Below are 231 nucleotides of genomic sequence, written 5' to 3'. Positions count from 1 at the left end.
GCACTCGGCTCGTCAGCTCCAGCCTGTCCGCTTTCGGGGGGGTCTCTCTTGATTACGCCCCGACCGGGCTCATCCTGAGGCTGGATGCGCCACTTCAGAAGCTGCAATATAAGAACTGTTCCGACGCCGAGGAATAGTTTGATTGCGACGCTAGGATGGCCGGCGCTCGATGAATCAAAGACATCGATGATGTCATCGCGAGACGTTTGGATCTTCCTTGTTCCAGGTAAC

At 55.8% G+C, this 231-nt stretch carries 1 pseudogene; it reads left to right on the top strand.

The annotated features are described in order from the left end of the window. Positions 1–137 (top strand): annotated as a pseudogene (locus tag AF337_RS45965) (regulator); the annotation flags it as partial. Positions 138–231 lie beyond the last annotated feature (94 nt).

It is taken from the genome of Rhizobium ecuadorense (assembly GCF_001187535.1).
Classification (GTDB): domain Bacteria; phylum Pseudomonadota; class Alphaproteobacteria; order Rhizobiales; family Rhizobiaceae; genus Rhizobium; species Rhizobium ecuadorense.
This window is presented reverse-complemented; position numbering and strand designations above follow the sequence as displayed.